The sequence below is a fragment of the Microbulbifer echini genome, assembly GCF_041447225.1.
Classification (GTDB): domain Bacteria; phylum Pseudomonadota; class Gammaproteobacteria; order Pseudomonadales; family Cellvibrionaceae; genus Microbulbifer; species Microbulbifer echini.
This window is the reverse complement of the sequence record NZ_JBGMEL010000012.1, coordinates 154,899-176,139: the sequence shown is the minus strand read 5'-3', so window position 1 is coordinate 176,139 and position 21,241 is coordinate 154,899. Positions and strand designations below refer to the sequence as shown.

Sequence of the window (21,241 nt, the reverse complement as noted above, 5' to 3'; positions counted from 1 at the left end):
CTTGTTTGTGTGGAAGCTTACTAGCCTACAGCCAGCTGGCCTCTCTCGCTATTGCCAAGTGTGCCGGTTGTTATGGGAATCTAGGAACAACTAGGCGGTGTCTGCTGGTGATTCAATTTTGATAATTGACTCATTTTCTTGTTTGATGTTTCCCATTAGCCTTCCTGTATACATCTTCCTCTTAGTATTGAGCTAGGATGATTCATTTTCCTGTAGAGAGCGTTTAAGTGGAAAGATTAGCCCTAGGAGGATGGCCTTTTCCTCCTGGGTGATAGCCTTAAGGGCTACTTCACGAGGTCCTGGTTGGGGCCACTCCATGATTAACTCTCGGGCAAGGCAGAGTGCCTCCAACTCTTGTAATTGAGATAGAAAAACTTGAGTAGGTACTGTTGAATAATCCGCTAGAAGATTTCCCATAGCTCCCCCTGAATCCATCGAAAGTAATAATTTTTGTTAACTTTCTAACAGTATTGGTTGTTTATATTATAATGTCAACAAAAATTATTAACTTGTTAACTTTTATTGTTACCATCTTGGAATCATGAGACAGGATGAATAAACAAGTGATTACGGGAATACAGGTACGGATGGCTAGAAGTGGCCTGAAATGGAGCGCCCAAGATCTAGCAGAAAAAAGTGGAGTGGGTCTTTCGACCGTTAACAAGATTGATCGAGAGGATGGAATCCCTTCTGTGCGTATTCAGAATCTTGTAGCTATTGAGCGGGCTCTACTTGCTACTGGTCGTGTTCGCTTTGAAGGGGAAACTGGTGTGTTTGTTCAGCCTTTTGAAGGCTGACATCTATTGGGAGTAATAGTAATTTTCCTACCAATACGGGCTTGCCGAATACATGAAATCCCAAGATGATTCACTACCCAGCGCAAGGCCCACTGAGTCGTACGGCAAGCCTGTGGTATCGTGGAAAAAAGGATTAACAGCTTCAAGGAGTGAGGTAACACAATGTCACTACCCTCAAGGATCGAGGCAGAGCAGCGCTACGAAAAGCTGCGCGCACTCGCTTTGGAAGTTACACAGAATTCACTAACGGGTAATTTGAAACTAACTCAGATAACCCCTCGGGCCCTAGAGGCCACCCAAAGCTGGGAATCCTCAAGGCTTCGGCAGTACAACTGGGACTGGCCGCAAAACTACAGCTACTACAAGAAGAGCTACCCCAAGCGTTTTGAGATAGCACTATGGGAAAACAGCACCTTAATCGCTATCTCCATAGGCCGCCCCACCTACCACGCCACAGGGATGCGCCTGGACGTGGTGGAAGCCATGCCGCGCGACCTAGGCGAACGCTCCAATGTATTCGATACAATTATCCTAGCGTATGAAATCTATGCGCGGATGATCAATGCCAATCATATTAGGATCATGAATCCGGTTAATGAAACGGTGAGAGCCTTCTACGAGAGATACGGATATCAGTACATCGCCAAGGGCAACTACCTGACAAGAGATATATTGTGATGACTGATAAAGATAAAGTGAAACGCCTGGCTGAGGCCAGACAAAAGAAAGGCTGGACGCAAAAGGAGATCGAAGAATTTGCCAAGCGCCGCAGCCATGAACTAAAGAAAATTTCCGAGGATACTGAGGAGCCTGATCACCTCGCCTCTGGCACCCAAAAAACCATCGAAGAGATATGCAAGGATGACGACAAAGACGACTAAGCCTCTGTCTGATACGGAGAAGCAGTTCACCCCCCAAAAGGGGGAAGTATCCCCGGAAGATGCCCGTACTAAGGCTACTATCTTTGCGGCTCAGATTAAGGGCCGGATGAAAAGTAAAGGGGCTAAGTTGAAATGAAGGGGGTACCCCCTTGTTGAGTGTCAAGATTGCAGTAAAGGTATGTATCGTGGTCAACCTGCGCAGAACAAGTCATTTCATCCATTGCATATTGCTTTCAGTATTGCTGTCGGGCTGGCAATTATTGCGGTCATGCAGCTACTGGGATCATGGACTCGCTTCGCGTGGATTCTTACTCTCCTTTCTTAATTTGGCCCTGCTCAAAATCTGCCTGCCTCAGTGGTTTGACCATAGTGAGGGCTGGCTTGCCTCAAGTACTCTGTTTTCTATTGATTGATTTGCTGTAAGACGCTATCGCGTGCCTAGATGTTTGGTCAAAAGATTACTAGTTGTACGTAGCCACAATTGCCGCACTTTAGAAGTATGTTGTAACACCTTTGGGCTGTGAAACATTAGGGGTAACAGAAAGGTGTGACAGTACAAAGCCAATAACCATGCGGCTTACAGCGAATCTGTAACACCTGTACACCTGTAACACCTTTATTTTAAGTGGTGGAAGTTCGCCTTCCCCTCGCCCCTTTGACTGGGCTGAGACTGCGGACCAGGGGGATATCATCAACGTGTGAGATGTGGGGGCGGTATATCTCAGCAGAATATTGAGAGGGCATTACTGAATTGTTTCATGGTCTCTATCCGTGACGGCGTGGGGAATCTATTCGACTGTGCTTACTTCTCGTTTAGAGTACGCAGATTGTGCGTACCCTGGACGGTAAAGGTGTGGGTTTAATTCACTTCCATACATGGTGGCTCAGGCTGTGAATATCTACCTGGCGTAATGGGGTAGCTCCCGTTTATGGCTGAGTCTTTGGCGGGCCAGGGCATCCGATATCTCTACTTCTGGGACAGCGTGTAGATTAACCGCCCACTAGTTGGCTTGATGGCTATGGCTGAACTCTAAGCCAAGCTTAGGGTTCAACGGGTCCTCCTGAGAGGCTAACACACGGGTAATTCGGACCCCGCTCTGTTAACAGATATCTGATTTTTCCTAGGGGGGTTATACCCTCCTTAGAGCCAGTTAGGGGCAAACCCCTAGTTCGGGGTTTGGTGTTCTGACCAGCTGAACCCACGGGGGGTAGGTTGGATATCTGGCAGCCTTGTATCCGGCACTGCCGTCCTAGCTTAGATTTCACAATGGCTTAATTCAGGTAGGGGGGAGTGATAATTAGGTAGTTGTTCTGGGCGTTTCAAACCGACAAAGCGTCGGTTTTGGTCTGGCAGTGAAAACCGGTGATTTGCCGGTTTTGGTTTAACTCTCAAAACCACCAGCCCTGTGGTTTTGGAGGTGATGAAACATAGGCGACCTGAATGCTGAGGTGACGTCGCGATTCGCGGCTCCATCTTATGCGCTCAAGAAGCCGTTCCTGCTCAAGCCGATCCCCTGTCGAATGCTAGCCAAACCGCCAGATTCGCGGTTTGAGGTATATGGATACTGGCCAAGACTAAGGTCAAATCAGATGAAATGGCAGGGTGTGTATAGAGGCTCTTTTTAGTGGTATGCCCTATTGTTGAGTGCCTTTAATTGAGGAGCAGGAATTCAAAGTGGTGCTACATTTGGTGCTACTTTTTTCAGGATTGTATCCAGAGGCCCTGGAATCACTAGCTTTCCAGCCGTTTTCCGAGTCCGGCCTCTGTACCATCTCTCAAACCCGCGCCAGCGCTAGCTTTCGCGGGTTTTTTATTTCTGCACAGACAACTTTGTAAAAGACTCATTTGTTGGTTTCAGCGCCAAAGTGTCAACGCAAAATCACGTTGACACTTTGCTATCCCGTAAACCTTCCGGCTGTGCAATATCCTTTCACTTCTCTTCGCAACTCTTCAAAGTGTGAAATCCCGAGCATCCCCAAACCCCGCACCATCTCAAGCCAGGCCCGCCAGACTCATTTCATCAACTAAAAGAGCGCCCAAAATCGGCAGGCGTGGGGAGGAGTGACCGGCGCCCCTTTTTACTGCACAATTATTGATCACGGACAATCAGAAGGAGTTGGTTATGCGAATTTTCAAGGGGTTTTTAAAGACTGGTGTGTGTTTGCCTATATTTTCGACCGTCAGGATTCATTGAAAAGAAATGAAATCTTTTCAACGATAGATGACCCAATCGAAATCAAGAGTAATTGCACCACAATTATGGAAGATGAACACGAAGTGATAGCAATATTTTGAGCAAGTATACATTTGCGACGAAACTAGCAATTACACAACCCCAAACGGAATAATAGAGAGATGAAAATAGTTTATTTAGATCAACTACATTGGATAGAAGTTGCTAAACATATCAATGGTGCCAGCTGCAAACCCGGAACTAGAGAAGCACTTTCATACATGAAAGAATTGAGTTCATCTAAAAAAGCTGTATTTCCCCTATCCCTATCTCACTATTATGAAACCTTAAAACATCTTAATCATGAAAACAGAAAACGCCTCGCTGAAACAATGAAGTTGCTGTCTCATAACTTCACTATTGCCAGCACCGAAAAAATTGTAGCTCACGAATGTCGAAAAGCTTTGGCCAAACTGATAAAGATTGACTATTCAGATCAAGAATTTAACTTTTTGGGGAAAGGATTTGAGCACGCATTAGGGAAGTCATTTGGGTGGAGTTTAAGTTGGCCAACCCCAGAACTTATACCAGAAGACGTAAGATTAAAAATTGAAAATGATCTCTGGAACATTCTAGAGGAAGCTTTTCTGAGTGGCGTTCTAAAGATAGGCAACAATAAATACCCTTTCCACAAGAAAATAGACTTTTCCCCAGAAAATAAGTTCAAAGCCCACCTAGAGGAATGGAAAGGCTGCGCCTCATCCATGACTGCAAATGAACTACAAAGAAAAATATACTCCATAACATTCACAGACATCTACAAACCGCTTTGCGAAGCGGTATACCAGCTTAAAATACCATTAAAGAAACTAGAAAACATTGGTGACAAAGGTGCATATTTTTTATTAAATGCAATGCCAACAAGAAAAGTGGACATGCACTTAAGAGAGCAGTGGGCAAAAAACGGCCAACTTAAACCCAAGCAATCGGATCTCAACGACTGGATTTATATTGGAGCTGCAATTTGCTACTAAGATCTAGTAATCACAGAAAAACAAATGTGTAATTTGCTATCCAGATCAAAAGAGTACAAGCCCAAGGTAACATCAAAACTAACTGACATCATGAACTTTAACTCCTAAAGAAACAAACAATCCCTATAAACACAGAAGCTCAAAAAAACCTAAAACCACTAAAGGCTAAATATTTACTTTTTCGGCAATGGAATTTCCAGCATGAAAACCATCTACCACTATACTGACATACATGGACTTTTTGGAGTATTAGATAAAGATGAATTCTGGCTAACTGACTATCGATTTCTTAACGATCCCTCAGAGGCCATTTATGCTGAAGAGCTACTTGAGAAAAACAAGGATACAATCCTTAGTGACTGCGACCCCACAGAACATGAAAAAATTTATCGTGGCCTAAAAAGTACATATATAGGCAGTGATCCAGGTCTTTCTCGTGCCTATGTAGGATCATTCTCAAATGCCGCAGACCAATTAAGTCAGTGGCGCGGGTATTGCTCAAAAAATGAGGGCTATTGCATAGGCTTTAAGCTTCAGGAACTTCGCCAGCTTGCATCCACATTCGAATTCACAGAATGTATATATGATGCCGACCAAATAGTATCAAGGTGGAAAGAACTTGCAGGGAAATATAACAACTTCTTCAAAGAAGGCTATAAACTTAGCGTTAGCGAACTGTTAGGTTCGAAGGGCTTCGAAGACAGCTTCAACCTAGCAGTTACCGGAAGCCACTTAAGGCTCACAGCTAAAGACGCCGGTTACCATGAAGAAAAAGAAATCCGACTATATAAAAACCTATCCTTGGCTAATAATTTAAATGAAGTTTGCTTCAGACCATCTCAAGGAAGACTTGTACCTTACATAAAATTGAAAGGTATTAAAAAATGCATAGGAGAAATAATAGTTGGACCACTAGGTGACTTTGAGCAAAATTATTCAGCACTGTACGAGTACAAACTTCAGACTTCATCAAGCTTCGAAGTAGCTCTTTCAAAAATACGTTTTAGGTAACTACACCTTACCAATTTTGCAAACATTTTCTATATTAGAATAATATTACTTTGAGCTAGTCCTCTCAGTATGGGTTGCCAACCAATCCATACTGCGCTCAATCCCCCGCATCTGCGTAAGCGTTAGTTCTAACTCCTTTCGCAGATTCACGCCCACGGCAACAGAAAAGCTTCCAACGTATTTTTTATAGTTCAAGATGCTAATAGCGTACATCGGTCTATTGTCATAGCTCGACCGATAACGATTGATCTGTACTGGCTCTCCATCAAAAAAAATATTTCTAGTGCCCATAGTGGCCCCCTGATCACTGTATACCTATACAGTATAGTTTACAGTAACCAAGAGCTGTCAACCCCAACCAGGGTAGGTTAAATTTTGATCTGGTGTTCAGTATCCGGGCATCGTTCCACCAGTACCCCGCCCCGCTCAATCGAGTATTCAGTAAACTTGCCTGTCACAATATCCAGAATTTGCAGCCAGGAATAAAACTGCGCTTTTTTGGATTTAGCAATTTCTTCCGCCAGCTCCTTTGCTGCCTCTTGAGTTGGCGCAGAGTCTCTATAGCTTTTCGCACCACCATTCATCAGGTGGACCCTCTCAGCGAAAATTGCAAATCTGTTTACCTTATTTTTCATAACTTCTCTCCTTTTAAGTGTATAACCAGCTTAAGCCCGCACCGCGCTAAGCTGAGATTTCAAACTGTTCGCACTGCTCTTGTGCCCATTAATGGCCGCCTCTTGGGTTGGCTTCTGGCCATTCCCTGGGTGTGAGTGCGTCGCCAGGGTGGCGGCCAGGGCAGACACTACGCCGATTAAATCCTCTAGCACTTTCAGCACGTTTAAAGATTCACTACCTAACCAAACCTTGCCGCCGTCTTTTACTCGATGGTTTGGCGGACCTTGGCCACTGATTCGCGAATATTTCCGATTTGTTCCTTTATGTCACGGCCCGCTGAAATATTAATATCAATGCCGCTTGTAATATTTAGATTGTCTAGGGCTGACAAGTTCAGGCCACCAGCAGATAAGAAACGTAAAGCTCCAAGGGCTTCAATTATTTTTACGCCGGCTACTTCTTCCACAGAATGTTCACGTACTTGGCGGTGTTCACTGTCGCAGCTCGATTGAATTTCTGCGGCCTCTGTGATCCTGCGTAATGATTTCTCGCGAATATATCCGTGTGTTTCCCTTCTCCACTCTGCGCTGGCGTCCATCTTTTGCCGTACTGAGTCGCTTTGCTGCCAAAGTAAATCCTCACGGCCGAGTGTCGGAACCCCTACCCCGCGCGATAGTACAGTACGAATAAAAGGCTGGTCCGGTTGGCCATAGACAAAAGGCAAAAGGCAATTCAACCACCGTGCACGGTTGTGGAAAGCCAAAGGCCCCACGCTCATTGCCAGAAAATTTGGCCCAAGCCTCTTCTGGGAGCCATTTAATCTCGATGCAACTGGTATTATTGCAGGATCACTAGATGGCCCAACCAGGTTGAAAACGATGGGGCATATTTTCACTGGCGAGAAATCTAATTTTTACGAAATTGATGACGAACACCCTCAAATCAAGGCGTCATCAAATGGGTAGTTAGTCAACGACTACAGGTGAGTTATTATTGAGACAGAGAGGTAGGGGGTAAGCAATGCCTCTTCCATGTAGTACTCAAGTCTTACTAGAGGCACCCCCCTATTACCATAGCGTCTCCAGCTGTATGCGAAGAACATTTCTGTGTGGTAAAGAAATAGCGCCAGGTAAAACTATGAGCATCGCCTCAAGTGAGCTAACAAAATTCGAGTGGCAATTTTCCCTGGATATCGCTATTTGTACGGTAATAAGCAGCGATATCATATAGCCACTTGTATCGGTCTAGCTGCCCCCCCCCAAATGGTTAGCACTGAAAGTTCGGGAGGAGCTGCCACAACTCAACTCAATACCACACCACTCACAGGCTTAAACTGTTCGTTCATCTACGAATATGTCGATTGGCCCTTTTTTATAACACCGAGATTACTGTCGCTATAAGCTAGGTCAAAACTCAACAGGAAAGGAAGCTTTCATGAAAGCTACAGCCATTGCCTCTAGTTTACTATTAGCCTCAAGCATTAGCTTCGCTCTTGAAACAAAAAAGAATGACTATGATTTGAGAATCGACAATGTACAAATATTGACCCGCAATGCGGAAGGCTTCAGTGAGAAAAGCCGTATCTACATTCAAGGTGACCGTATAGCCAGAATCACTCCAATGACCAGGACAGCCCTACCTGCCGAGAATACCCACGACGCACAGGGCAAATATGCGATACCGGGCCTAATCGATTTGCATGTACACCTGAGTGCATCAGGGTCAACTTATGAGAATTATCAGCATCTTCCACTAGAAGCCAATTTAAATAATCACCTCTATTATGGCGTTACCACTGTCACAGATCTTCTGATGTCGAGCGATATGATGCGGTCTGTACTCCAACTGACCAATTCGGCCCCACGAGTATTTGCATCCGGTCCCGCCTTCACCAACCCCAAAGGTCACGGTACCCAATTCGGGGTAAAAGTTCATGAGATTGATAGTATCGAGCAAATCAGCGCGAGCTGGGATGCACATTTAAGTTATCAGCCAAAGTTAACCAAAGCCATCATAGAGACATTTGATGGTACTGCCATCCCGCTCTCAGATGATGTACTAAAAGAGATTGGAAAACGCTCCCAAAGCGCCAACTTGCCGTTTTTTGTTCATGTCTCCACCCTGGAAGATGGGAAACGAGCAATCAGGGCTGGTGCTACTGCTTTAGCCCACGGTATTAATTTTGAACCGGTGGACAATGAATTTATAAAGCTTATGCAACAAAACAAGGTTACCTATATACCCACTCTATCGGTGTATCATAATCAGGGTGATGAACATGAAAATCAATCGATCGGCCAATTAGACCTGGCGCCCATACACCCAAAAATGAAAGCCTGTTTATTTAGTGAAGTCAAAGCACCAAAGACCATTAGAGCACTAGCCTGGCAGAAAAAATCCATAGCCTATAATAACGTGATTAAGCTAGCTAAAGCTGGTATTAGAATTAGCGCAGGCTCTGACTCCGGCAACCCCTATTCACCACACGGACTGGGTTTAATCAGCGAGATATTAGCCTTGCACAAAGCGGGTCTATCCAATCAACAAGTTTTACTCGCCACGACATATTTTGCAGCTCAAACTCTAAATGCAAGTGAGGATATGGGGTCAATATCCCAGGGGAAACGTGCAGACTTCATCCTGCTAAATAAAAACCCTATTGAGAACATACAAGCAATTACAAACCCAGAAAAAATCTATCTTGCAGGTTCAGCGGTAAAGAGAACAAAGCTCATCGAGAAGAATTACGCCACTACCCCTATCGGTTTTAGTTGTGAATCTTCATCGGAGAACTAAGGCCACAGAATATAAAAGAACCTCATAGCATCAGCACCCATTTAAGTTGTGACTATGGGTGCTGACACTCACCTTTAGAAAATAAGAAAACATATCAAACAGGGCCGAATTAAAACTATCTTATCTTATTTATTCGCAATATAATTGGCCATTCTAGAATAAGTTATGATAGCTATTGCTCATCACTATTTTATGTCAATACTAAAAGATCTTAAGCATCCTTTCTTTGCGAAATCATTTGTCGTCGTTCTATTACTAGACATAGCTTGCGTATTTGTCTTTTTTGAATCAGGAGATATAAGCTCGATTAGCAGTGCTCTCACTGGTGCTCCGATATGGTTTGTTTTCTTTTATTGGCTACCCACCTGGTCCACCGCTCTCATTGTATTGCGCCTTAGACGCAGAGGGTATCATTCATTGTTAATAGAGTGGATGATTCTGGTAGTCCATATGACTATTGGCAACCAATGCGTTAGCTGGTTTATAGAGTACGCCTTTAATGTCGAAGGCGGCTTGAATATGGGACTGGGAATTATCTTTAATGGGCTAATGTGGGCTACCTGTTTATACTGTTCTTACGCCATGCTGGAATACCGCCATAAAGCCTCTGAGCAAAAGCTCGCCATGCAGAAGGCAAAATTACAAACATTACGCTATCAGCTAAATCCACATTTTATGTTTAACAGTCTTAATACTATCTCCTCCTATATTCATAGCGATCCACACCTCGCTGATGAAGTTTTACATAAACTGGCGGATATTTTGAGGTATTCTCTCGACACTGGCGAGCTAGAAGAAACAACAATCAAAGAAGAAATTGAACTGATTAATAAGTATTTAGAAATAGAAAAAATACGTTTTGGTGATCACTTGAAAGTAGAGATTACGGTAGACCCAAGAGCCAGTAATATCTCTATCCCTCCCCTATTATTACAGCCAATTTTTGAAAACTGCTTCAAACATTGCCGTATCATAGAAAGCTTGCATATTCAATGTCGTATCTACTTAAAGAATGACAAGGTAATTATTGAAGTCGTAGATAACGGATATGGATTTCAGGAAAGTGTTCTTAGTTTTATCCACTCACAGGGAACTGGAATCCATAATTTACGCCAGCGCATTGAGCTACAACCAAATGGAAAACTAACTCTAAGCAATCAAAGCGGTGCCCACGTTAAAGTTGAGATGTCTGTATGAATTTAAGGGTCATTATTGCCGAAGATGAAGCACCGGCAAGACATAAGTTAAAAGCTCAACTGGCAACTATCAAATCTATTGAATTGGTTGCAGAAGCAAAATCTGGACTGGAAGCATTAACATTGATTGAGGAGCATCAACCACAACTACTACTGATGGACATTGAAATGCCTCATCTTAGTGGATTGGATGTACTAGATGCCCTAACTTACCAACCCTATATTATTTTTACAACAGCGTATTCAAAATTTGCAATTGATGCTTTTAACCACGATACAATTGATTACTTGCTTAAACCCTTCCCATTGCAACGCTTAAAAGCTGCCATCGAAAAAGCTGAGAAGCGAATCAACCTTATTTATAACAGTACTCAAGTTAGGGGGGATTCGATAGCACTGAAGCGTCTCGTAAGTAAGTGCGATGATCGTATGACCTTTATTGATCTGAACGATATTTCTTATATTAAATCTGAACAAGGTTCAATTATTGCTCATACAGAGAAAGGCATCAAACCCTTACAAATGGGCTTAGATCAACTGGAGCAAAAGCTTAACCCAGATCAATTCCTGCGCCTACATCGCAGCTATCTGATTAACCTGGACAGAGTCTCGGAAATTCAGCGTTATTTAAACGGAAAATTGGCGGTGATTCTTGATGATGAGCATAAAACTATTTTAATATCTAGCCGATCCGGAGCCGACCGATTGAAAATGATATTCGAACAGGGAAGCTAGGAAAGCAAACTCACTAAACTGCCTGGGCTTGAAATTATTATCAAGGACCCTCCTAAATTTCATCCAAATATACTTATTAAACTAATAATTAGAGAAATCGTACCCCAAACCTACAAGAGCGACAATAATAATTTGGGGCACCCATAAAAGTAGTAGTTTCAATCGTCACCCATATTGATACTGGATCAAATACTGTATCAATAGCTCACCAAATAAAAGGTAACTTGATCTATAGCTTCCCTGAATATCCTACCATAAAGCTAGGATATAACTTCCTCACCACAGACTAGAATAGTATGATGGCACCAAGAAAATATCTTTAGCCATTGATCTTTTTACGGATACGGCTTAATGCAATAGGTGTAATACCGATGTAAGACGCTATCATTTTTAGCGGAAGCCTTTCACGTAACTGAGGATTCTGTTCCAGAAAATCAAGATATCGCTGTTCAGCACTTAGCTGAACGAATGAATATTCTCGCTCTTCCTTTTTAATAAACATACTTTCTAGCAAAGTGCTATGAGCCAACAAAAAGCCAGGTTGATCTTTCATTTTCTCAAAAAAATCAGGCCATTCGAAGCCCAAACAGAGTACATCGTCCAAAGCCTCAATACTGAACAACGCTTTGGCCTGCCTGGCCATGGCGCGAGTTGACCCTGCTACACAAGGAGCACAGGCAAAAGACTGTGTAAACTCTTTTCCTTCCGAGGAAACACTCATATATCGAGCATATCCACTTAGCATAAAATATATTTTCGGCGCTGGCTGCCCTTGCCTGATTAGATACTGCCCCTTTTTTAAATGTCTTAGTTCACCACTTAAACCATACTTCCTGAAATCAGAAGCTTCCAAGCTACTACCAGGGCTACAAAAATAGTCAATAAAATTATTCATCTGTTTTTGTATATTCATAGTACTACATCTCTACTGGCGGATAGTCGGCACAATGCCATAAATACAGCAATCATGCCAGCCACACTCTCAGAGTGAGTTAGTATTTCGTCATGTTGAAGGTTAACTGAATACCAAAAAATAGGATCGAATTATTTAGAGAGCCCTTAGCACTACTTACAGCTTATCTAACTCATTTAAATGTTAAACTTAAATTTCCTGAAAATAAACAGTTACTCATCTATAAACTTGGAATATAGAAACTCAGCCACTGCAAAATCCAGATCCAATTCAAAATCCTCAGAAAGAATTCGATGCAAAATTTTAGAACTTGATACTTTTGTTATTTGCGCTTTACCTTTATGCCTTCTATAAAAATCACCATTGCGCAGCGATTTCACATCATCAAAGCATTTGCGGCTGACCACTAGATTTTGGACAAAAACAGCACTTGGATAGTTACAAGAATAAAAATGTGCAGGCAAACACTCAGCCTCACTATAATTGCGAAGATCGAATGTATACAGAGTCAGAAATTCATTATCCTTTAATATCTGAAAGCAATAGTCACCATTTTCGTGGGCTAGTACACGGTAACAAGTATCGCCCTGCCTCTGTTCTAAGCCCACTTCCAGCTTTATAGGATAAAAAGGGCCTTGGAACCCAAAACCGGCATCAACAATATACTTATCTCCTTGGAAGTTCAGTAAATTGACTCTGTGTGTTCTGGGTACATCTAGAGATTTGCCGTTAACGACTTTTGCCAACAGTAGTCGAACTTCAAACCCAAGCTCTTCCAATATGTTAAATACCAACTTGTTATGCTCAAAGCAATACCCTCCACGTTTCCTTTCAACAATTTTGTCAAAGATCATCGGGAGGTCTAAAGAGATTTTTTGGCCTAAAACAACGGCTAAGCTATTGAAGCTGTAACGTGCAATATGCTTACTTTGAAGCTTAGCGAGAAAATCTATATCTCTAATTTCGAGAGACAACCCAAGATCTGCAAGGTATTTAGAGGTTATTTGTTGGCGTGAATAATTGATGCCTGTCATTTTTTTCCTCATTACTTCAGTTTTAAGCCATAATAATGTACCCATGGCTCACCATCCTTAACCTAGGTTTAGTACAGCATGTATTGATTACCTGTTTCCTAGCAGCTGGCTTGGTACGTCCCCACCTTTGCGGGCGGTATACCGGCATTGTGTGGATAGAGACCTGCCATAGCGTATTAGAAGATTAGATATCGAGGCCCCCCTAGTTGCCTGGCGATGGAAGCCAATCCAAGTGATGGTATCCAATACTGCTGCAACTTGCGGATTGTGTACCAACTATCTTGATCACAGTGAACGCTATACAAGATGACTACACTCCACCAGGTCATTTCCGAGGCCTTTAGCATCGACGCTAAACCCAGCCATTCTGTGATTGCCTACGCAACAAGGGATACGTAAACAGGCTGCGCGATAGCACCAGCGTAAATGAATCAAGCTAAATGAAGTTTCACCACACCACCAAACATGATTTGGTTACTTGGCAACGGTGAAAGGCCCCTTGGATATCAACAGGGCGGTGGCTTTTTTTGCCTCTCCATCTCCCGCGCCAGCTGCTAATTCCGGTCCTCAAGCTCTTTTATTTTCTCCTGCTTCGGCACGAGAAGTTTTGACTGGGCTCTCACTGCCTCGCCCACTCATCAAGTACCGCTGTCTCAAGTGGTAACTTTCCCCAGGAATTGGTCTCCAGATTTAGTAGGCAGCTAGCTCACACTTGTCAACAAGAGCCTGATTTTGCCAACAAAATTCCTACACTGCCTTTAAATCACGTTCATTAACTATAAGTGAATCAATATATGCAGTGGACAATCACTTACTCATTTACATACATGGATCAAGCCCAAATTGACAGGCCAATCGCACATCTAATCCCGTCAGATCTCTTATCTTCTGTAGATTTTAGCGCAATAAACCTAGGTTAATTAGATTCCCTTCCGGGCTTCGTATACTAGAACCCTCTGTTGGAGCAACACCTAACATATAAAGGCCAATTTAATAGGAATATGTCATGAAGAAAATCATTAATTTAAGCGCGTTAATGTTACTAATTTTGATGTGCGGGTATAACCAGGCAGATGAACAAAAGAAAGTACTCATTGTATTAACTAGCCATAGTGACCTCGGCAATACTGGCAAGAAAACTGGATTCTGGTTGCCGGAACTTACTCACCCCTATTATGAATTTGTCAACGCAGGTATCAAGGTAGATGTGGCCAGCATTGATGGCGGCGTGGCACCCATAGACAGCAACGCTTTTGAGGAGCACGACGACTATCACGAGATTTTTCTAAATGATGCGGTTTTAATGTCAAAGGTAATACGAAGCATTGCACTGGCCGATATCAACGCCAGTGAATATCAGGCAGTTTTGTTTAGTGGCGGCTCAGGTCCTATGTGGGATTTTCCCAACAACCCCGACATTAACCGAATCTCTTCAGCCATCTATGAAAGTAAAGGTATTGTCTCCGCCATATGTCACGGCAATGCAGCGCTGATAAATATTACGCTATCTGACGGAAGTCTCTTAATTAAAGATAGAAGAATTGCTGCTTTTACCAATGAAGAAGAAGCTTCCCTGGGTACAACTGATATTATTCCTTTTTTATTACAAGACAAGCTAGTAGAGCAAGGTGCTATTCATGTAAACGGCGAAGCATGGAAAGAAAATGTCGTTGTATCTGATCGACTTATTACCGGACAAAACCCCGCATCTGCCAAAAAACTAGCCCAAGCGATCATTAACAAACTGAATGGTGTATAAAATAACAATTCTACATATCCACAAGAACAGTAACAACAAACGTCCTCATATCGACACCACATAAATACAGGACGCGCACTGTATAAACAGCCTGATAAATAGGGGGAGGCAACCAATGCCTCTTCCTCACAGTGCCATAATATCACTAGAGGTCATTCCTTATTACAGTCAATTGTGGCCACCTCAACCCTAAACCTATAGAGGCTAGAATCCAACTGTGAAGAAGATGTATTTCTTTATTCTTACACTATTCATTCTTTTTTCTACCATAAATGATAACTGGGCTGAGTTTAGTATGGGATGTTGGAAAGTTAGTTCTTGATACCACCTCATAGGTAGTATCAAGCAACCATTTCCATATCGTACTTTATATGGACAAAGATGTAGCGCTGGCCCAATTCATTACCTTGGTAAAGATATACAAGTCTTTTAAACCGGATCAGCATTTCTTTAAGTGGAAACAAGAGTCTCGATATTCAATTATTCAAGAGACTCTTCAAATTCCTTTTTGCTCTCTAATTCGTAATAAAGAACATCACTCCAATACAAACCCAGCGGAGGCTCACTCTCAACGTTGTCAAATTTACCATTGAACTGGAGCCCATAAAATGGACTTAAAGTAGATTCTGAATTGTTTTCTGCTACCCTCTTTACGATATCAGCCGAAACCTTTGGGTCTTCAGGAAGTGCATCAATAGCAGCTCCAGCTTCACGGCAAGCGATAATTTCGGATTCAACGTAGCCACGCAGGACTGACTCTTCAGATTCATCCATACAGTCCAGCTCGATAGTCTCAAGCAGTAGATACCTATTTTTATGTTTTTGAAGGAATTCTAACGTTTCATTTAGCATTGAATCCGGCAGATCCGTAATGTCTTTGCTGATAAATCGTAGAATTTCAACAAATTTCTTTAACCGCGCAAATCCTGCCTCAAAGTCACTACTAATAGCATAAAGTTGAGTTTTATTATCGGGTGAATCGTCCTCAAAGCCATCCGAGACCAGTGACGCGCACAGTTTGGGATTCCCAGACATTAGCACGCGATAAGTGAAGGGAATACTATATGGCCATTCAGATAAGCCTGAGATACTCTCGGGGCGGTCTGAATAGGATTTAGGTTGATTACTAAGGCTATAAAGATAAGAACGATTTGCCATTTTGAGGCTCCCTATAAATACTGCCAACGGCACAACGTTATCGTTGTCATGCCTTTTCTGCTTAAAAAGTTATTGGATTGAAACTTCCTGGGCTTAGAAAGTCGAGCGTGAAATTAACTTTATGTGCCAACCACCCAGTTAGTTGTTAATAACCATCGATTCGTTCGTAAAATTGAGTAGATGGGTCAGTTAGGTACTGACCGCCAGTGTTCTATTTCTGTTAGAACTAGACTCTACCACTACTGAGCCTGATTATGTACAAAGGGGCTTTATTTTAACGATATTTTTCAGAAAATTGATTTTAATCAATTTCAGCTTTGGACTTCTCTAGCGGTGCTGCAGCCAGAGCTACTCAATTTTACCACCTGCAAATAGCTCTGGTCACTCGGGAGATTATCAAACCACAACCTACCTTAACCTGAACCTTAAATTACTCACGCTATACATGTAACTATTACTTACTTTTCCTATCCTTTGTCTTCCTTCATTAAGTCTATCTTAGTTACCAGGCTCCTATTTTTCTTGGCACTCCCTTTCTTCCAATACCCCACCTCTCTTGATTGAGTATTCTGTATAACTCCCGGTCATTATATCGAGAATTTGTAACCAAGAATAAAATAGCGCTTTGTCAGATTTAGCAATTTCTTCTGCCAGTTCCTTTGCGGCTTCTTCTGTGGGTGCAGAATCCCTAAAGCTTTTTGCTCCACCGTTCATTAAATGTATCCGCTCGGCAAAAATTGCGAACTGATTGATTTTTCTTCCCATAATATTTCTCCCTTTCAGTAAAAACAGCTTAAGGTCTTACATCCTTAAGCTGGGACTGCCATATAATTGATACTGCGCTCAACTCTCCGCATTTGCACTAAAGTCAGCTCTAACTCCTTACGTAGATCCATATCTACTGATACCGAAAAGCTGCGTACATATTTTGTATAGTTAAGGATACAGATAGCGTACATTGGCCGGTTGTTATAACCCGATCGGTAACGGCATATCTGAATCGGATCTCCGTCGATGACGATATTTCTGGCCCTCATATTCACCCCCTTTTTACTGTACATACATACAGTATACGGTAAGAGGGTCGGGAACTGTCAAGTCAACATCGGCGCCAGTTCAGAATCCACTTCGTCGGTATCACCCTTCTCCGAATAAAAATTACCTGTCTTATCAAGCAGTTGGGGTGGAAGTTAACTGTTTTGCTATAGCCACGGATGTAGACTTCCGCAGTACTGGCAATCGCTTTGTACACCACAGTCAAGGCTCTTAGTGCATACCGAACAACAAATGATCAACGGCCTGCTGTATTGATTAAAACCTGATTAAGTGAAGAAGTGACGATAAGGAATATATGGGTGCATGGATCAACCCACCCTAGGAAATAGCAGAAAGAATATGCCTGGACATGTGTAGCAAGTTGCTATCGGTAGTGGTTTATGGGAGGCTTTGGCGGTCAGTCTTTGGGGGTATGCTGCGGTATCTCTAAGCTCTGGAGGCTTTTAACGAGCCAGCCTTCATACCAGTCCAGATAGCTACTAGACCACGGCTGTGGTTCCCGGTAACTCTGAGTAACCCATACTTCTCCCCTATGAGCACCGTTAATAACTAACATAAATTCAATGCCACAGCCTATTTCTGCAATATCAATGGTGCCTGCTGACATCGGATATTCATCTTCGTCATCCTGGTAGTAGTACGGAATACCCTCTACGTTAGCACCATAAGAATCCGCAGCCCCAAAGCCAATCTCAAGAAGAAAGGCTCGAAATTCCTGCGGCAGAGAAATGTTGTACTACTTCTCGATACCGTTAACTTCTTGTTCCGAAAACCGACGGAAGTTGTATTTCCAGCGCTCTGCACCAAAGAGAGAGTAATCCTTATCCAAACGTCTCAGCTGTTTAAGTTGTTGTTTGATGCTCAGAAGCCGGCTTTCTATATCTTGCATACCCATATCGTCTATTTTTTAAACATTTATAAATTATATTGTTGCCTAGATTATAACTTTTAACTCAAGGACTGAAGTACCTCCTCCACATCCTGCCCCGCTGTAACCTTACGATGAAAGAGACCACTTCAATTTGCGCCATTTCGTTAATCTCAATTCGCGACTATATTTATTGCGATCAGAAGTCCCACACATAAAACAGAAAGATAAAAACCATCCTTGAACTTAGGCGGCTACTTGTTTACAACAATCAAAGGAGATATTTGCGATTTATACCGATTATTTAAGCTATTCTGAAAAATTTTATCTCGCCGAATATGTTCCCAAGAATATTATCCTCGAACAATAGCTAATACATTTTAAAAACATAAATACAGCTAAAAAGATAGGCGCAGAAATTATCTTATTGGAATTTATTCAGATTGTTTTCAGTAACAAAACTGCGTAGGGTAAGTGAATATTTCTCGATATTTTGATCGCTGCTGAGCGGCGTTATTTGTGAGCAAGTCGAATTCAAAATATTGAAGAACTTTATAAATAGCCTATTCCCTCAAAGGAGAACAGTAGCGTGAGATAAAAGTAAGTAAAAGTCGCTGACCCAAGGTGCTACCAACACCAGGGGCCAGCTAACCAAATTGATAAGCAACCTATCAAGATGGCTGTATGGATGATACGCTAGAAACCCGCTCGTCTTCAATAAAGTGGAGCACATTCAGTAACTTGAGGCACTTTCTCAAGTTCTGGCAGCGTTGTGTCCGTCTTTTCTACTTTTATGCCTACCGTTCCCGTGCCCCACCCCGCAACCACTCTTCAACTTTCTTTCAAAGCTCTCCCATTGCGGAAAGGCCACCCATAGTTTGAGTATCATAAGGGAATAACATATGTTGATTTTGACTCGCCGAATTGGGCAAAACCTCATAATTGGGGCTAATGTCTCAATCACTGTATTGAATGTTAAAGGCAATCAAGTACAAGTAGGAATAAAGGCCCCCAAATCTTTAGCCGTTCATCGGGAAGAAATTTATAAACGTATCCAGAAGGAACACAAGATCGGCAAGTAAACTCTGTGAGCGGAAAACTCACCTTATTACGTGGACCAATTATTGGGGGCAGAGTCGAGTAAGCTGAGGGGTACACTGCCACCAATTATTGGCCTTTCGCGCGAGCGATCATACTTACCGCCAAAAGCTCAATCAGCTTGAAACTCAGCGATTATTACGAATTGGAGATACGCTATCTTCGAAGACTATATGTCGTCTTCGAAATTTTTTATCCTGAATGTATTCCGGTTGACTAATCCGATCCATTCGAAAATGACGAAAGCCATTACGAGCAGGGTCCCAAGCTACCAGATACCATAAGGGTGGCAAGATCAACATAGCTTGCGGTTCAACAACCCGGTTAGTTACTGCCCCTTTCGCATCACGATATTGGAAGCTCAGGTATAGTCGCTGGAGAAAAGCTGTTTCAAATATAGGCAGTAGTAAGGGCGACATCTCTCCGACATTAGATATGTCTACCTCCGGTGATAGCTTACCGATGTACAGGCAATCCATAAACCTGCGTAGGTCACGTACTTTATCCACAGGCAAAGCCTTCTCTATTTTTGCAAGCCCGGCATCCGCAAGATCCGAAAAGGGCAAACTCCCTGCTGCACGCACGGATGCAACACTAATGAGCAGCGCAAAAATCTCGGCGACCGAGAGCCGAGCTGTGGTTTGAACCGATTGCGGATCAAGTTGCAGGCCGCCCCCCGGGCCAGGCTCAGAATGGATAACAAAGCCCTCATCCCGCAATGAGCTGATATCACGCAGCACTGTGCGCCTGGATGCGCCAACTTCAGCGGCTAAATCGGCAATCGTTAAAGTGCCCTTTCGGCGAAGGCTCCGCACTATGGCGTCTTGTCGGAGACGTACATTCATTTTACATGGACATCAATTAATGGTGACAGTTTTTGGCACCATTAGATTCTAGCCTATGCACTAACGATCCAGCAAAGGGATGTTGAAGTTGAAACAACCCTCAAGGATAGAAAGCGGAGCCTGCTGGTAAATAGCAGCTCTCTGGGCCTCGCCAAAAAAGAGAAAGTAAATTGTCTAGAATACCCGATTTCCCCAAACCTACTCTTATCTCAGTCAATGGCATTGAGCTAGAGGTCTTTGAAGCAGGCCAACAGAACATAGGAAACCCCATTGTGCTTTGTCACGGATGGCCAGAACATGCCTTTTCCTGGCGCCACCAAATACCCGCTCTCGCCACAGCGGGCTACCACGTTATCGTTCCCAATCAGCGTGGCTATGGCAACTCATCCTGCCCAACGGAAGTAACCAGCTATGACATTGAACACTTAACCGGCGATCTTGTCGCACTTCTCGATCATTACGGATACCAAGATGCCGCCTTTATCGGTCATGATTGGGGTGCAATGGTGGTTTGGGGCATAGCGCTATTACATCCAAACCGTATTAAACAAATTATAAACCTAGCACTGCCCTATCAAGCCCGAACAGAAAAACCTTGGATCGAGTTTATGGAAGAATTTCTAGGAAACGACTATTACATCGTTCACTTTAACCGACAGCCAGGCATCGCGGACGCTGTGTTAGACGCAAATACTACCCAATTCCTTCGCAATATATTCCGTAAGAATATGCCTCCAGCACCACCAGAACCTGGAATGATAGTGATCGATCTCGCCAGAGCAGAAGCGCCAGTTGGCGAGCCCTTAATGGGTGATAACGAACTGGCTGTTTTTATTTCTGCATTTGAGAAAACAGGGTTCATGAGTAGCATTAATTGGTATAGAAACCTTGACCGCAATTGGCAGATCTTGGCGGATGTAAAGCCAATCATTCAAAAGCCAACACTGATGATTTACGGCGATCGTGATTTGATCTCGAAGTCTGCCAATCTAAAAGAATTCGTTCCTAATGTTGATGTTGTCAGCCTAGATTGTGGCCATTGGATTCAACAGGAGGAGCCAGAAGAAACAAATCAAGTAATTTTAAAGTGGTTAGAACAATAGGATACCATCTAATGCGAATAGCAATAATTCTTAGAGGGTAGTGTAAATTTTAAGCGTACAAGATTATAGATGTGTTAATTAACTAATATTACACTGCCCCAATTATTACCAAGCACAACCTTTAAAACTAATCTTGAAATTAACCAATATGTCATAGAGACCACAGGT

The 21,241-nt window shown here is 42.8% G+C and carries 21 protein-coding genes; 12 read left to right on the top strand and 9 right to left on the bottom strand.

Annotation, left to right across the window (positions count from 1 at the left end; genetic code table 11):
• Positions 1 to 551: 551 nt before the first annotated feature.
• From ACCI51_RS13460 to ACCI51_RS13435, 6 genes are all read left to right on the top strand, one after another.
• Positions 552 to 797, top strand: coding sequence for a helix-turn-helix domain-containing protein (locus ACCI51_RS13460; RefSeq protein WP_143730616.1), 246 nt, complete (start codon positions 552 to 554; stop codon positions 795 to 797).
• 162 nt (positions 798 to 959) lie between these two features.
• Positions 960 to 1,475, top strand: a complete 516-nt coding sequence (locus tag ACCI51_RS13455) for a hypothetical protein (protein ID WP_371844024.1) — start codon at positions 960 to 962, stop codon at positions 1,473 to 1,475.
• Positions 1,475 to 1,678, top strand: a complete 204-nt coding sequence (locus tag ACCI51_RS13450) for a helix-turn-helix domain-containing protein (protein WP_143730618.1) — start codon at positions 1,475 to 1,477, stop codon at positions 1,676 to 1,678. The genes ACCI51_RS13455 and ACCI51_RS13450 overlap by 1 nt, the downstream gene beginning before the upstream one ends.
• 2,062 nt (positions 1,679 to 3,740) lie before the next feature.
• A complete protein-coding gene (locus tag ACCI51_RS13445; RefSeq protein ID WP_371844022.1) occupies positions 3,741 to 3,974 on the top strand; it encodes a hypothetical protein in 234 nt (77 codons plus the stop codon).
• A 60-nt stretch (positions 3,975 to 4,034) separates the two neighbouring features.
• Entirely contained in the window at positions 4,035 to 4,886 is an 852-nt protein-coding gene (locus ACCI51_RS13440; RefSeq protein ID WP_371844020.1) for a hypothetical protein, read from the top strand.
• 201 nt (positions 4,887 to 5,087) lie between these two features.
• Positions 5,088 to 5,897: a DUF2971 domain-containing protein gene (locus ACCI51_RS13435; protein ID WP_371844018.1), complete on the top strand. Its 810-nt coding sequence runs from the start codon at positions 5,088 to 5,090 to the stop codon at positions 5,895 to 5,897.
• Between the two features lie 368 nt (positions 5,898 to 6,265).
• On the opposite strand, the gene ACCI51_RS13430 is transcribed toward ACCI51_RS13435, so the two are convergent.
• From ACCI51_RS13430 to ACCI51_RS13420, 3 genes are read right to left on the bottom strand one after another with little or no spacing between them, the layout of a single operon-like run.
• A complete protein-coding gene (locus tag ACCI51_RS13430; protein WP_371844017.1) occupies positions 6,266 to 6,532 on the bottom strand; it encodes a hypothetical protein in 267 nt (88 codons plus the stop codon).
• Between the two features lie 30 nt (positions 6,533 to 6,562).
• Complete coding sequence (locus ACCI51_RS13425) at positions 6,563 to 6,733, bottom strand: hypothetical protein (protein WP_371844016.1); 171 nt, start codon at positions 6,731 to 6,733, stop codon at positions 6,563 to 6,565.
• Positions 6,734 to 6,774: 41 nt separating this feature from the next.
• Positions 6,775 to 7,236, bottom strand: coding sequence for a hypothetical protein (locus ACCI51_RS13420; RefSeq protein WP_371844015.1), 462 nt, complete (start codon positions 7,234 to 7,236; stop codon positions 6,775 to 6,777).
• A 710-nt stretch (positions 7,237 to 7,946) separates the two neighbouring features.
• Here ACCI51_RS13420 and ACCI51_RS13415 point away from each other — a divergent pair.
• The 3 genes from ACCI51_RS13415 (at position 7,947) to ACCI51_RS13405 (ending at position 11,239) form a co-directional block, all read left to right on the top strand.
• Positions 7,947 to 9,308: an amidohydrolase family protein gene (locus ACCI51_RS13415; RefSeq protein ID WP_371844013.1), complete on the top strand. Its 1,362-nt coding sequence runs from the start codon at positions 7,947 to 7,949 to the stop codon at positions 9,306 to 9,308.
• Positions 9,309 to 9,473: 165 nt separating this feature from the next.
• Positions 9,474 to 10,505, top strand: coding sequence for a sensor histidine kinase (locus tag ACCI51_RS13410; protein WP_371844012.1), 1,032 nt, complete (start codon positions 9,474 to 9,476; stop codon positions 10,503 to 10,505).
• Positions 10,502 to 11,239, top strand: coding sequence for a LytR/AlgR family response regulator transcription factor (locus ACCI51_RS13405; protein ID WP_371844011.1), 738 nt, complete (start codon positions 10,502 to 10,504; stop codon positions 11,237 to 11,239). Before ACCI51_RS13410 ends, ACCI51_RS13405 begins: the two co-directional genes overlap by 4 nt.
• A 319-nt stretch (positions 11,240 to 11,558) precedes the next feature.
• Here the strand turns inward: ACCI51_RS13405 and ACCI51_RS13400 are convergent, their stop codons facing one another.
• Positions 11,559 to 12,152, bottom strand: a complete 594-nt coding sequence (locus tag ACCI51_RS13400; protein ID WP_371844010.1) for a Crp/Fnr family transcriptional regulator — start codon at positions 12,150 to 12,152, stop codon at positions 11,559 to 11,561.
• 212 nt (positions 12,153 to 12,364) lie between these two features.
• Positions 12,365 to 13,231 (bottom strand): arylamine N-acetyltransferase family protein, encoded by an 867-nt coding sequence (locus tag ACCI51_RS13395; protein ID WP_371844009.1) that lies wholly within the window; start codon positions 13,229 to 13,231, stop codon positions 12,365 to 12,367.
• A 961-nt stretch (positions 13,232 to 14,192) separates the two neighbouring features.
• Here ACCI51_RS13395 and ACCI51_RS13390 point away from each other — a divergent pair.
• On the top strand, positions 14,193 to 14,945 hold the full coding sequence (locus ACCI51_RS13390) for a type 1 glutamine amidotransferase domain-containing protein (protein WP_371844007.1): 753 nt from the start codon (positions 14,193 to 14,195) through the stop codon (positions 14,943 to 14,945).
• A 480-nt stretch (positions 14,946 to 15,425) separates the two neighbouring features.
• Here the strand turns inward: ACCI51_RS13390 and ACCI51_RS13385 are convergent, their stop codons facing one another.
• The 3 genes from ACCI51_RS13385 to ACCI51_RS13375 form a co-directional block, all read right to left on the bottom strand.
• Positions 15,426 to 16,103 carry a DUF7822 domain-containing protein gene (locus ACCI51_RS13385; RefSeq protein ID WP_371844006.1) on the bottom strand — a complete coding sequence of 226 codons (678 nt, stop codon included), beginning with the start codon at positions 16,101 to 16,103 and terminating at the stop codon, positions 15,426 to 15,428.
• A 513-nt stretch (positions 16,104 to 16,616) separates the two neighbouring features.
• Positions 16,617 to 16,868, bottom strand: coding sequence for a hypothetical protein (locus tag ACCI51_RS13380; RefSeq protein WP_299589323.1), 252 nt, complete (start codon positions 16,866 to 16,868; stop codon positions 16,617 to 16,619).
• Positions 16,869 to 17,895: 1,027 nt separating this feature from the next.
• Positions 17,896 to 18,048: a hypothetical protein gene (locus tag ACCI51_RS13375; RefSeq protein WP_371844005.1), complete on the bottom strand. Its 153-nt coding sequence runs from the start codon at positions 18,046 to 18,048 to the stop codon at positions 17,896 to 17,898.
• Between the two features lie 881 nt (positions 18,049 to 18,929).
• Between ACCI51_RS13375 and csrA the strand changes: the two genes are divergently transcribed.
• Positions 18,930 to 19,109 (top strand): carbon storage regulator CsrA, encoded by a 180-nt coding sequence (gene csrA, locus ACCI51_RS13370; protein WP_371844004.1) that lies wholly within the window; start codon positions 18,930 to 18,932, stop codon positions 19,107 to 19,109.
• A 144-nt stretch (positions 19,110 to 19,253) separates the two neighbouring features.
• Here the strand turns inward: csrA and ACCI51_RS13365 are convergent, their stop codons facing one another.
• Positions 19,254 to 19,970, bottom strand: coding sequence for a helix-turn-helix transcriptional regulator (locus tag ACCI51_RS13365; RefSeq protein WP_371844002.1), 717 nt, complete (start codon positions 19,968 to 19,970; stop codon positions 19,254 to 19,256).
• A gap of 170 nt (positions 19,971 to 20,140) precedes the next feature.
• On the opposite strand from ACCI51_RS13365, the gene ACCI51_RS13360 reads away from it, so the two are divergent.
• Positions 20,141 to 21,073, top strand: a complete 933-nt coding sequence (locus ACCI51_RS13360) for an alpha/beta fold hydrolase (RefSeq protein WP_371844001.1) — start codon at positions 20,141 to 20,143, stop codon at positions 21,071 to 21,073.
• The last annotated feature ends 168 nt before the right edge of the window (positions 21,074 to 21,241 follow it).

What these genes read in the sequence shown, in the direction of transcription:
- ACCI51_RS13435 (WP_371844018.1), top strand. Translation starts at nt 5,088, where the DNA reads ATGAAAACCATCTACCACTATACTGACATACATGGACTTTTTGGAGTA.
- ACCI51_RS13440 (WP_371844020.1), top strand. Translation starts at nt 4,035, where the DNA reads ATGAAAATAGTTTATTTAGATCAACTACATTGGATAGAAGTTGCTAAA.
- ACCI51_RS13365 (WP_371844002.1), bottom strand. Translation starts at nt 19,970, where the DNA reads ATGAATGTACGTCTCCGACAAGACGCCATAGTGCGGAGCCTTCGCCGA.
- ACCI51_RS13400 (WP_371844010.1), bottom strand. Translation starts at nt 12,152, where the DNA reads ATGAATATACAAAAACAGATGAATAATTTTATTGACTATTTTTGTAGC.
- csrA (WP_371844004.1), top strand. Translation starts at nt 18,930, where the DNA reads ATGTTGATTTTGACTCGCCGAATTGGGCAAAACCTCATAATTGGGGCT.
- ACCI51_RS13430 (WP_371844017.1), bottom strand. Translation starts at nt 6,532, where the DNA reads ATGAAAAATAAGGTAAACAGATTTGCAATTTTCGCTGAGAGGGTCCAC.
- ACCI51_RS13415 (WP_371844013.1), top strand. Translation starts at nt 7,947, where the DNA reads ATGAAAGCTACAGCCATTGCCTCTAGTTTACTATTAGCCTCAAGCATT.
- ACCI51_RS13375 (WP_371844005.1), bottom strand. Translation starts at nt 18,048, where the DNA reads ATGCAAGATATAGAAAGCCGGCTTCTGAGCATCAAACAACAACTTAAA.
- ACCI51_RS13395 (WP_371844009.1), bottom strand. Translation starts at nt 13,231, where the DNA reads ATGGGTACATTATTATGGCTTAAAACTGAAGTAATGAGGAAAAAAATG.
- ACCI51_RS13455 (WP_371844024.1), top strand. Translation starts at nt 960, where the DNA reads ATGTCACTACCCTCAAGGATCGAGGCAGAGCAGCGCTACGAAAAGCTG.
- ACCI51_RS13380 (WP_299589323.1), bottom strand. Translation starts at nt 16,868, where the DNA reads ATGGGAAGAAAAATCAATCAGTTCGCAATTTTTGCCGAGCGGATACAT.
- ACCI51_RS13405 (WP_371844011.1), top strand. Translation starts at nt 10,502, where the DNA reads ATGAATTTAAGGGTCATTATTGCCGAAGATGAAGCACCGGCAAGACAT.
- ACCI51_RS13460 (WP_143730616.1), top strand. Translation starts at nt 552, where the DNA reads ATGAATAAACAAGTGATTACGGGAATACAGGTACGGATGGCTAGAAGT.
- ACCI51_RS13450 (WP_143730618.1), top strand. Translation starts at nt 1,475, where the DNA reads ATGACTGATAAAGATAAAGTGAAACGCCTGGCTGAGGCCAGACAAAAG.
- ACCI51_RS13410 (WP_371844012.1), top strand. Translation starts at nt 9,474, where the DNA reads ATGATAGCTATTGCTCATCACTATTTTATGTCAATACTAAAAGATCTT.
- ACCI51_RS13385 (WP_371844006.1), bottom strand. Translation starts at nt 16,103, where the DNA reads ATGGCAAATCGTTCTTATCTTTATAGCCTTAGTAATCAACCTAAATCC.
- ACCI51_RS13390 (WP_371844007.1), top strand. Translation starts at nt 14,193, where the DNA reads ATGAAGAAAATCATTAATTTAAGCGCGTTAATGTTACTAATTTTGATG.